The organism is Hymenobacter agri (genome assembly GCF_054778495.1).
Map to the genome: position 1 here is coordinate 1 of NZ_BAAGZM010000090.1, position 11086 is coordinate 11086.

Annotated in this window: 8 protein-coding genes; 5 read left to right on the forward strand and 3 right to left on the reverse strand. The window is 61.9% G+C overall.

What is annotated here, in order from left to right; all coding sequences use genetic code 11:
• Both ACYVDE_RS07110 and ACYVDE_RS07115 read left to right on the forward strand, forming a co-directional pair.
• Positions 1 to 465 (forward strand): sensor histidine kinase (locus ACYVDE_RS07110; RefSeq protein ID WP_460500792.1); only part of this gene is annotated, 465 nt, incomplete at its 5' end.
• Positions 462 to 863 (forward strand): response regulator, encoded by a 402-nt coding sequence (locus ACYVDE_RS07115; protein ID WP_460500793.1) that lies wholly within the window; start codon positions 462 to 464, stop codon positions 861 to 863. The genes ACYVDE_RS07110 and ACYVDE_RS07115, both read left to right, overlap by 4 nt.
• A gap of 81 nt (positions 864 to 944) precedes the next feature.
• Here the strand turns inward: ACYVDE_RS07115 and ACYVDE_RS07120 are convergent, their stop codons facing one another.
• On the reverse strand, positions 945 to 3590 hold the full coding sequence (locus tag ACYVDE_RS07120; protein WP_460500794.1) for a TonB-dependent receptor: 2646 nt from the start codon (positions 3588 to 3590) through the stop codon (positions 945 to 947).
• Positions 3591 to 3739: 149 nt separating this feature from the next.
• Positions 3740 to 4093, reverse strand: a complete 354-nt coding sequence (locus ACYVDE_RS07125) for an MGMT family protein (protein WP_460500795.1) — start codon at positions 4091 to 4093, stop codon at positions 3740 to 3742.
• Between the two features lie 173 nt (positions 4094 to 4266).
• On the opposite strand from ACYVDE_RS07125, the gene ACYVDE_RS07130 reads away from it, so the two are divergent.
• The 3 genes from ACYVDE_RS07130 to ACYVDE_RS07140 all read left to right on the forward strand — a co-directional run bounded on the left by ACYVDE_RS07130 (position 4267) and on the right by ACYVDE_RS07140 (position 10270).
• Positions 4267 to 5490, forward strand: coding sequence for an efflux RND transporter periplasmic adaptor subunit (locus ACYVDE_RS07130; RefSeq protein WP_460500796.1), 1224 nt, complete (start codon positions 4267 to 4269; stop codon positions 5488 to 5490).
• A 138-nt stretch (positions 5491 to 5628) separates the two neighbouring features.
• A complete protein-coding gene (locus ACYVDE_RS07135) occupies positions 5629 to 8736 on the forward strand; it encodes an efflux RND transporter permease subunit (protein WP_460500797.1) in 3108 nt (1035 codons plus the stop codon).
• 163 nt (positions 8737 to 8899) lie between these two features.
• Entirely contained in the window at positions 8900 to 10270 is a 1371-nt protein-coding gene (locus ACYVDE_RS07140; RefSeq protein ID WP_460500798.1) for a TolC family protein, read from the forward strand.
• 193 nt (positions 10271 to 10463) lie between these two features.
• On the opposite strand, the gene ACYVDE_RS07145 is transcribed toward ACYVDE_RS07140, so the two are convergent.
• The coding region (locus tag ACYVDE_RS07145) for a T9SS type A sorting domain-containing protein (protein WP_460500799.1) at positions 10464 to 11086 on the reverse strand (623 nt) is incomplete at its 5' end.

The window sequence follows — 11086 nt, forward strand, 5'->3', positions numbered from 1 at the left end:
CTGGGGCTGGCGCAGGCATTGCGCGCCCTGGTGCAGGCCGAGCCGCCCGACCACGGCCCCGAGGTGCGGCTGGAGCAGAGCGGCATGCTCGGCCGCCTCATTCCTTCGCACGAGCTGATGGTGTACCGCATTGCGCAGGAGCTGCTGGCCAATGGCTTACTGCACGCCGAAGCGCAGCACATCGTGCTGAAAGTCGCGGCATCGCCCGGCTTGCTGGTGCTCACCTACTCCGACGACGGCCACGGCTTCGATTTAGCCACCCTCGAAGAAATGCCCCCACCCGGCCCCCACGGGCAAGCCGTCGGCATGGGGCTCATCAACTTACGCAGCCGCGTGGCGGTGCTCGGCGGCCAGCTCCATTACCATTCGCAGCCCGGCGGGGGCACCCGCGTTGAGGCGACTCTGCCGGTAACGCTGCTGGGCGCAACTTCTTCCCCTAATTCTTCTATTACTTTTGCTATATGAATACGCCTACTGCTGCTCATCCTGTGCGCCTGGCCATCGTCGACGACCACATCCTTTTTCGCAAGGGGCTGCGTGCGCTGCTAAGCGGCTATTCCGGCATTGAGGTGGTGTGCGAGGCCAGCAACGGCCAGGAGCTCCTCGAACTGCTCGACCAGGGCAGCCGGCCCAACGTCATTCTGATGGACATGCAAATGCCCGTGCTCGACGGCCTGCAAACCACCCGCCTGCTACGCACGCAGTTTCCCGATGTGCGCGTCGTCATCATCTCCATGCACGACGACCCTTCGCTGGTGAGCACCGTGCTGGCCGAAGGCGCCCACAGCTACCTCGTCAAAAACACGTCGCCCGAAGAAATGCGCGGGGCCGTGCTGGCCGCCGCGGCCGCCGGCGGGCGGTAGTGGAGGGGCTGCTATTGCCCAGAAAGTAAAATCCCCGGCGAGGACCTCGCCGGGGATTTTTTATGCACTAACTGCTCGTGCTTACAGCCCGATGGACAGCCCGGCCGTGAACGTACGGCCCCGGTTGAAGAACACCTGCATCAGGTCGAGGTTGCCCGAATTGGAGTTGGAGCGGTTCGACACATCGGTGAAATAAAACTCATTCAGCACGTTCAACACCGAAGCTTTGAGGCCGATGCGCGTGCCATTCTTGAACATTGGCTTGAAATCATAGCCAAAGTGCATATCGAGGTTGCGCGAGGTCGGCAGGCGATACGAATCGGTGCTGGTACCCTGGTTGAGAATGGTTTCGGGGTTGAAATCGGCGTAGTACTTGGTGAACAGCAGGAACGACGGCCGGATGTAAGCCCCGCGGAAGGGCTCGTAGCGCAGGCCCACCTGAAACTGGTTCTGGGCGGCGTCGCCCACGTGCACCCCGTTGAGGTACACGGGCTGGTCGAAGCCACCACCAGCCGGGAAGCCCGCCTCGTCGGTCTGGTTGAGCAGGCCCTGGCCGGTCCAGCGCCAGTCGCCGAGCGAGATGGCCGAGTTCAGCTGCAGGCGGCGGCTGATTTCCTGGGCAATGCTCATCTCGATGCCCATGTGGCGGGCATTCACGTTGCGCACCGTGCTGTAAATGGCCTGGCCCGTCGTCGTCGATACCGAAGTAGTGGTTTTGTTGGCCCACAGCGTGTAGTACGCGTTCAGCGTCACCTTCAGGCTGGGGTAGCTGATGCCGTAGCCAATTTCGGCGCTAGTAATGCCCTCGGGCTTTACGTTATCGTATTTGCGGCCGGTGGTGGTGTAGAGCAGGTTGAAGAAAGGGACCTTGCTGTTGTAGCCCACGTTCACGAAAATGTTGTCGTGCTCGGTCAGGTTATAGTTGGCGCCGGCTTTCACGCTGTAGCCGTTGAAGTTGGTCCAGTCGGTTGATACCGGGCTGCCGTCGGGCAAGCGCTTCTGGAAATAGTCGATGCGCTTGTACGACACCCGCGACATTGTGCCGCTCACCACCGCCGAAAGCACCGGGGTTTTGTATTCGAGCTGCGTGTAGCCGCCCAGCCAACGGGTTTTACCGTCGTAGTTGTAGCTCAGCTTATCGCCTACTCTCAGCCGGGCCGTAGGGTCGTTGGCGTTGCCGGCGTTCACGTAGTAATCGCCGCCCAGCAGGTCGCGCACTTCGCGGTAGTGCAGGCCGGTGTAATCGCGGCCATCCACACCGGCCGACAGCGTCAGCTTGTCGTTCAGCAGGTAGTCGCCGCCCACCACAAATCCATACCACCGGTGGCTATTGATGGCATTCACCAAAATCTCCGATGACTGCCGCTGCCCGTCGGCGCCCACCGCCGCGTAGTTGGTGTCGTAAATTTTCTGGAAGCCGGTTTGTCCATTGGCATCCACAATGGTGTTAGTTGAGGAGTTGCCGGTCAGCGTGGTCGTGCCCCCCCCGGTACCGTACGAGGCATACAACACCGTCGACACAAACAGCCGGTCGTTCACCTGCCACAGGTCGTTGAAGTTCACCTGGGGCTTGTGGTAGAAGTTGGTTCGCTCGTTCAGCGTTTCCACACCGTGGCTCACCTTGGTACCGCCCACGATGGAGTAGCGGTCGAGCGTGCCCCAGTAGGGGTTGTACTGAAAGCCTTTGTCGCCGCCCGATTTGATGGTGGCGCCAATTTCACGCGCCTTCTCGTACGAATACTTGTACACCTCGAACGGAAACGTGCGCTGGCCGTGGCGCTGGGGCGAGCCCAGGCCGGTGAGCGAAAGCGTGTGGTGACCAGCGCGCTTGCTGATGGTACCGAAGTACGTCCAGGCGTCGTCGAAAGCCTTGTCCACCCAGCCGTCGGACGTGCGGCGCGAGCCGAACACGGTCACGGCCCAGTCGCCTTTCAGCTGGCCCGAGCTCAGCATGAGCGAGTATTTCTGGTAGTTGTTCGAGCCGGTTTCGACGCGGGCCAGAGCCGCCTTTTTATCGTCGAAGCCTTTGGTGAGCACGTTGATGGTGCCGCCCACCGAGGGCACGGCAATTTTGGAAGCCGACAGGCCCCGCTGCACCTGCAGGCTCTTGGTAACGTCGCCCAAGTCCCAGTTGCTCCAGAACACCTGGCCGTTTTCCATGTCGTTGACGGGCACGCCGTTGATAAGCACGGCCACGTTGCGCTGGTCGAAACCGCGCACGTTGATGCGCGAGTCGCCGGTACCGCCGCCGCCCTGCGTGGCGTACACGCCGGGCGTTTCGTTGAGAATCAGGGGCAGGTCGCGGTTGCTCAGGGTTTCGCGCAGCTTCACCTCGTTCACGGCTGCGAAGGCCACGGGGGTTTCACGCTCCTGAGCCTGCGTGGCCACTACTTCAACTTCGGCCAGGCTGGCATTGTCGGAGTTGAGCGGAAAGGAGGCTACCACGCTCTGGGCCGAAATGCGCACCGTCTGCGTCATGGGCTTGTAGCCCACAAAGCTGGCCTGCACGGTGTAGGTGCCGGGCGGCAGGTTGCCAATTTTATAGTTGCCCTCCACATCGGCCCCGGTGCCGGTGTTCTGGCCGTTGCCGGTCACCTGCACGGTAGCGCCCGGCAGCGTTTCGCCGGTCACCTTGTCGAGCACGCGCCCGCGGATGGAAAAGGTAGTTTGCGCGACGGCTGGCAGGCTCAGCAGCAACGCAACAAGCGCAGTAATAAAGTGCTTCATACGATAAAAAAAGACACCGGCACACTCCGGGGACAACAAATATAGTGCGCGGCGGCGGCTCACGCCTGCCCGTTCATCAATGCCTCATGCCTTTTACCAGTCGGTTTTTTCCTGACCATCAACCCCGCAGCATTGAGTTGGTCGGCGTCTTATCCCAGCTCCACGGCCGGGTCCCAGAACAGTTTGTCAAAATCGACCACCCGGTCGTCTTCCACTTTAATGCCTTCGGCTTCGAGGGCCTCCTGCATGGCGGTGGGCGTGGCGAAGTGCAGGCGCCCGGTGAGGTGGCCGAGGCGGTTGAGCACCCGGTGGGCCGGCACCGAGGCATCGGCGTGGGCGGCCAGCATGGCGTAGCCCACCGTGCGCGCCCCGCGCCGCGAGCCCAGGTAGTGGGCAATGGTGCCATACGACGTGACCCGACCGGCCGGAATCAGGCGCACCACTTCGTACACGTCCTGGAAGAAATTGCGGGGTTCGGGCGGGGTTTCGGGAGCGGGCTTCATCGTTGCGAAGATAGGCCCGGTCTGCATGATGGGCCTCTCCGTCTGGATTTCCGGACCTTTGACGCAACCCCGGGAGCCGAAACGTCACCTATTGGGGTTCTAAGTCTTCTACTACCCTCGCCCGGCTGAGCGCGGCCTGAACATCGGCCGACGCTTGTGCGTTCTTCCTCACTATGCCTTTGGATAACACTTCTGTTGCTACGCCCAAAACCTGGGACACGACTTCTACGCCTGCGCCCACGGCCGCCCCGCCGCCCGCCGCCGCCGAGCCCGACTACGAGCCGCAGCCGAAAGGCAAGCGCAGCTGGCTGGGCTGGCTGATTGCCGCGCTCATCATCGCGGGCATGGCCTGGGCCAAGGTGAAATATTTCCCGAGCCCCAACGCCGACAAAGATGCCGGCGGCAAAGGAGGTAAAGGTGGCGCGGCCGCGCCGGGCGGCAAGGGCGGCCCCGGCGGTAAGCCCAAAGTACCGGTGCAGGTATACGTGGTGGCCCCCACCAAGCTGGCCGACGAAATTTCCTCCACCGGCTCAGTGCTGGCCGATGAGGCGGTAACCATTCAGAGTGAGATTTCGGGCAAAATCACCAGTCTCAACATTCAGGAAGGCCAGCCGGTGCGCAAGGGCCAGCTGCTGTTCACCATTAACGCGGCCGACGTGCAGGCTCAGCTGCAAAAGCAGGAGTACAACATCAAGCTCTACCAGGACCAGGAGGCCCGCCAGCGCACGCTGCTGGCCAAAGAATACATCAGCCGGCAGGAATACGAACAGTCGCAAAACGCCCTGCTCACGGCCCGCGCCGACCTGGCTGCCCTGCGCGTTACGCTGCAAAAAGCCTACGTGCGGGCGCCGTTCGACGGCATTCTGGGTTTGCGCAACACCTCGGTGGGCGCGTACGTGTCGCCGGGCACGGCCATCACTACGCTCTCGCGGGTATCGCCGGTGAAAATTGACTTCAACGTGCCCAGCCGCTTCGCCCAATCGGTGCGCGTGGGCGACCCGGTACTGGTGACCGATGAAGCCACAACCAATAAAATCGAGGCCAAAGTCTACGCCATCAACCCACAGATTGACCCCGTGTCGCGCACGCTGCCAGTGCGGGCCGTATACGCCAACAAGAACATGGAGCTGCGCCCCGGCGGCTTCGTGAAAGTGAACCTGGAGCTGGGCGAAACCGCCGAGGCCCTGCAGATTCCGACTGAGGCTGTGGTGCCGGTGGCCAGCGGCTACACGGTATTCATCGTGAAGAATGGCAAGGCCAAAATCCAACCCGTCAACATCGGCGTGCGCTCGGATAAGGTGATTCAGATTACCAAGGGCCTGGCCGTGGGCGACACGGTTATCCGCACCGGCATCCTGCAGGTGAAAGCCGGCGACAAGGTGGCGGTGCAGAAGTAGGCCGCTGAACGAGTAGAGACGCAACATTTTGCGTCTCGTCGTTGAACGACCGGTACCGCGCCGAACCGCGCAGCAATAACAACATCAGCAATGACGAGACGCAAAATATTGCGTCTCTACTCGTTCAATCGATATAGCATGAGTCTTTCCTCCGTCAGTATCAACCGCCCGGTGCTTGCCATCGTGATGAGCCTGCTCATCGTGATTTTCGGCGCGATTGGGTTCCGCTCGCTTGCCATCCGCGAGTACCCGAGCGTCGACCCGCCCATCATCACGGTGCAGACCAGCTACACCGGCGCGTCGGCCGACGTGATTCAGAGCCAGATAACCGAGCCGCTCGAAGAAGGCATCAACGGCATCGCGGGCATCAAAAACTTGTCGAGCACCAGCCGCGACGGCGGCAGCAACATCACTGTGGAGTTCGACCTCGACGTGGACCTTGAAGCCGCCGCCAACGACGTGCGCGACAAGGTATCGAGCGCCCAGGGCCGCCTGCCGCGCGACGTGGACCCGCCCACCGTGAGCAAGGCTAACGCCGACTCCTCCCCCATCATTCTGAGCTATTTAAGCTCCTCCTCGCGCACGCTGCTGGAGCTGACCGACTACGCTAACAACGTGCTCAAGGAGCGCCTGCAAACCATTCCCGGCGTGAGCGAAATCCGGGTGTGGGGCGAGCGCAAGTATTCCATGCGCCTCTGGCTCGACCCGGTGAAGCTGGCCGCGCTGGGCGTGTCGCCGGTTGACGTGCAGCAGGCCCTGGCCCGCGAAAACGTGGAGCTGCCCAGCGGCGCGGTGCAGGGCCAGAGCACCCAGCTTTCGCTGCGCACCATGGGCCGTCTGGCTTCGGTGAAGGATTTCAACGACTTAATTATCCGCAACGACCCGACTTCGCTGGTGCGGCTGAGCGACGTGGGCTACGCCGAGCTCTACCCCGAAAACGACCAGACTATTCTGCGTCGCAATGGCATTCCGATGGTGGCCGTGATGGCCATTCCGCAGCCCGGCTCGAACCAGATTGCCATCACCGAGGAGTTCAACAAGCGGATGAAGCAATACCAGAACGACTTGCCGAAAGACCTGAAAATCAGCACGGGCTTCGACAACTCGGTCTTCATTCGCGCTTCGATTGCCGAGGTGGAGGACACGATTATTGAGGCCTTCGTGCTCGTGGTCGTCGTGATTTTCCTGTTCCTGCGCGACTGGCGCTCCACGCTCATTCCGGTGGTGGCTATTCCGGTGTCACTCATCGGTATCTTCTTCGTAATGGATTTGATGGGCTTCACCATCAACGTGCTTACGCTGCTCGCCATTGTACTGGCCATCAGCCTCGTGGTGGACGACGCCATTGTGGTGCTGGAGAATATTTACAGCCGAATCGAGGAAGGAGAAACGCCATTGGAGGCGGCCAAGAACGGCTCGGCCGAGATTCTGATGGCGGTGGTTTCGACGACCGTGGTGCTGGCGGCGGTGTTCCTGCCGGTGGTGTTTCTGTCGGGTATCACGGGCAAGCTGTTTCGGGAATTTGGCATTGTGCTGGCCGGTTCGGTGCTGATTTCGGCCTTCGTATCGCTCACCCTCACGCCCATGATGTGCTCGAAGCTGCTCAAGCGCGAGGGCGACCACAACTGGCTGTACCGCAAGACGGAGCCGTTCTTCCAGCGCCTCACCAACGGCTACCGCAACGCCCTCATCACCTTCCTCGACCGGCGCTGGCTGGCATGGGGCCTGGTGGCGCTTACGGGCGTGGGCATCTGGTTTTTCATGAAAACCCTGCCCTCGGAGCTGGCCCCGGTGGAAGACCGCAACCGCCTTAGCATCAACGCCAACGCCCCGGAAGGCGCGTCGTTCGAGTACATGGACAACTACATGACCGACCTGACCAAGGTGCTCACCGACAGCTCGGCCCGCGACGCGGACAACATCCTGACCGTGACCTCGCCCGGCGGCGGCAGCAGCGGCGGCGCGGCCAACTCGGCCATCGCCCGCGTGCTGCTGAAAGACCCCGAAGACCGGCCTCATACCCAGCAGCAGCTGGCCGATATCATCACGGCTGCGGTGAAGAAATACACCGGTGCCCGCGTTTCTGTGTCGCAGGACCAGAGCATCAGCTCCGGCGGTGGCGGCGGCCGCGGGGGCGGACTGCCGGTGCAGTTTGTGGTGCAAACCCAGGATTTCGAGAAGCTGACTGCCGCCGTGCCCAAGTTTCTGGAAGCCGCGCAGGCCGACAAAACCTTCAGCTTCGTCGACGTGAACCTGAAGTTCAACAAGCCCGAACTGCGCGTGGTGATTGACCGCGAAAAAGCCCAGACGTTGGGCGTGAGCGTGCAGGACATCAGCCAAACCCTGCAGGCCGGCCTCAGCGGGCAGCGCTACGGCTACTTCATCCGCGAAGGCAAGCAGTACCAGATTATCGGCCAGGTGGCGCGCGAAAACCGCAATCAGCCCCTCGACGTGCGCACCCTGAACGTGAAAAGCCGCACCGGCAAGCTCGTGCAGCTCGACAACGTGATTACGCTGGTGGAGAAAAGTACGCCGCCCCAGCTCTACCGCTTCAACCGCTACAACGCGGCCACGTTCTCGGCCTCGCTGGCTAAGGGCAAAACCCTGGGCGAAGGCATTGCCGCTATGCAGGCCATCGCCGACAAAAACCTGGATGACTCGTTCTCCACCGCCCTCGCGGGCCAGTCGCGCGACTTCGCCGAAAGCTCCTCGTCGGTGCTCTTCGCCTTCGCCCTGGCGCTGGTGCTGATTTACCTGATTCTAGCCGCGCAGTTCGAAAGCTTCCGCGACCCCGGCATCATCATGGTGACGGTGCCGCTGGCGCTGGCCGGCGCCCTGTTTAGCCTCTGGTATTTCAACCAAACCATGAACCTGTTCTCGCAAATTGGCATCATCATGCTGGTAGGTTTGGTGACGAAAAACGGCATTCTCATCGTGGAATTCGCCAATCAGAGCGTGGAAAAAGGGTCCGACTACATGACCGGCCTGATTGAAGGTTCGGCCGCCCGTTTCCGACCCATTCTGATGACCAGCCTATGCGCCGTGCTCGGCATTCTGCCCATTGCCATGGCGCAGGGCGCGGGCGCGCTGGGGCGCCGGGCCATGGGCATCGGCGTAGTAGGCGGGCTGCTATTTGCCACCGGCCTCACGCTGTTCGTGGTGCCGGTGATGTATTCCTATTTCGCTTCGGCCAAGAGCCACAAGCCCAAAGTGGCCGCTGGCGAAAAGCAACCGGTGGCAGCATAACGTTGACCCGACGAACTACATTAAGAACGTCATGCAGAGCGCAGTGAAGCATCTTGCGTGCCACCACTAATCAATGCCGTCTTCACAATTTAGTTGCTAGCCCACGCGAGATGCTTCGCTCCGCTCTGCATGACGGCCGATTATGGTTCGTATACCTTTATCAATGAAATTCCTTCCCTTCTTTTTCCTTCTCCTCCCCTTCGCCGGCTTGGCGCAGGTGCCGGTGGCCCAGCCGCGGCAGTTGCAGAAGCCGGCCACGGTACCGGCCGCGCCGCCGCTTTCGCTGCAGGAAGCCATTGCCGAGGCTTTGCAGCACAACTACGGCATCCTGGTGTCGCGGCAGGATGAGCGCGTTGCCGAGAACAACGTGACGCGCGGCAACGCCGGCCAGCTGCCCAGCCTGACGGGCAACCTCACGCGCACCTTCAACAACAACAACATCAACCAGCGCTTCGGCACCAGCGACCCGCGCATTGTGAACGGGGCCAGCTCCAACGCCTTCAATACCAACGTCACGCTGGGCTGGACGCTGTTCGACGGCCTGGGCATGTTCATCGCCTACGACCGGCTGAAAAGCCTGCGCCAGCAGCAGCAGCAGATTACCCGCGCCACGGTGGAGGAAACCGTGGAAAACGTGGCCAACGCCTACTACGACGTGGTGCGGCAGTCGGGCAAAATCAACTCGCTTGAAGAAGCCCTGAAAATCGGTCAGGCCCGCATCGACCTCACGCAAGCCCGCGTGGATGTGGGCGTGAGCGCCAAAGTAGAAGTACTGACCGCCCGCGTCGACTATAACGCCGACCGCAGCCTGCTGCTGCAACAGCAACAGGCGCTGGCCGCTGCCAAAATCACGCTCAATAACCTGCTGGGCCGCACCCCGCGCCTCGACTTCGCCCCCAGCGACAGCCTCACCGTAACCCGCGACCTGCGCGAAGAAACCATCACAGCCGGCATCAAAGCCAACAACCCGCGCCTGGCCCAGGCCCGTCTCGGCCTTGACGTGGCGACTTACGACCGCCGCCTGGTACGCGCCTCCCGCTTCCCGCAAATCGGGTTGATTTCGGGTTACGGCCTCACCCGCAACATCAACAACGCGGCGTTTGCGGGCACCGTGCTCACCACCAGCACCAACCAGGTGCAGGGCCTGAACTACGGCATCACCGCCTCGGTGCCCATCTTCGACGGCTTCAACCTGCGCCGCCAGGAGCAAAACGCCCGCGTGATTGAGGAGCAGCGCCGCCTGCAGCTCGACCAGACCGGCCTGCAGCTCGATGCCGACGCCGCCACCGCGTACGCCCAATACCAGAACTACCTGCAGCTGCTCGACCTCGAAGAAACCAACATCCAGCTGGCCCGCCAGAACGTGGATATTGCCCTCGAGCGCTACCGCCTGGGCCTGCTCACGCCCCTGGCCCTGCGCGAAGCCCAGCGCAACGAGCTCGACGCCGAAACCCGCCTGCTCGACATCCGCTACGCCGCTAAGCAGGCCGAGCTGGCCCTGCGCCGCCTGAGCGGCGAGCTGGTGCGGGAGTAGCGCCGGGCTGTCATTGCGAGCACAGCGCGACAATTTTTCCTCTCACTGCGACCAACCCTGAAATGTGGCAAAGCCTTTTTGCAAACCAAAAGCCCCGACTCTATTCCAGAGCCGGGGCTTTTCACATTAATAGGCTGGTCACTGAGTGAATGAGGAAGGATTGCCGCGCTACGCTCGCAATGACAACTCGGCACTACTCTTTCACGAACCGCTTGGTTTGCGTGCCGCTTTTGGTGATGATTTTATAAAAATAAGTACCGGCCGATAGGTCACTCAAATTCAGTTGCTGCCGCTGGCCGCCTTTTTCCTGCGGCGTTTCGGGCAGCAACGTGCGCAGCTTGTTACCGTCCTTGTCAAGCAAATCGATGGAAACCGGGCCGGCTTTTTTCACCTCGTACTCCAGCTGCGTGGTGGCCGCGGCTGGGTTCGGATAGAAGCTGCTGACACCGACGCCGCGCTCGCCGGGCGCATCGGCCGGGGCATTGGGGTCCATCAGCAGGAACATAGCGGGCTTGAAGAAGCGGCGTAGCTGCGCCGGGCCGCGGCCGTGGCGGCCTTTGGCGGCGGCCAGTTTCTGCTGCTGCTCAGGCGTGGCATTTTTAGCGACAATGGCCTTCATATCAGCGGCCCACTGCTCTTTCTGGGGCTGCACTTCCTCGGCCAATTGGCTGATTTGGTGGTCGTATTTCTGCGCCAGTTGTGCCACATTCAGCATAATGCCGCGGGCCTGGAAGCGCAACTGGTGCGCCTGCTCCCGCTGCGCATCAGTGAGGGCCGGACGGGTATTGGGCGTGCTGCCGGCCGCTGGCGCGGCGG

Excerpts from the sequence above, each read along its gene's own strand:
- ACYVDE_RS07115 (WP_460500793.1), top strand. The coding sequence starts at position 462 with ATGAATACGCCTACTGCTGCTCATCCTGTGCGCCTGGCCATCGTCGAC.
- ACYVDE_RS07120 (WP_460500794.1), bottom strand. The coding sequence starts at position 3,590 with ATGAAGCACTTTATTACTGCGCTTGTTGCGTTGCTGCTGAGCCTGCCA.
- ACYVDE_RS07125 (WP_460500795.1), bottom strand. The coding sequence starts at position 4,093 with ATGAAGCCCGCTCCCGAAACCCCGCCCGAACCCCGCAATTTCTTCCAG.
- ACYVDE_RS07130 (WP_460500796.1), top strand. The coding sequence starts at position 4,267 with ATGCCTTTGGATAACACTTCTGTTGCTACGCCCAAAACCTGGGACACG.
- ACYVDE_RS07135 (WP_460500797.1), top strand. The coding sequence starts at position 5,629 with ATGAGTCTTTCCTCCGTCAGTATCAACCGCCCGGTGCTTGCCATCGTG.
- ACYVDE_RS07140 (WP_460500798.1), top strand. The coding sequence starts at position 8,900 with ATGAAATTCCTTCCCTTCTTTTTCCTTCTCCTCCCCTTCGCCGGCTTG.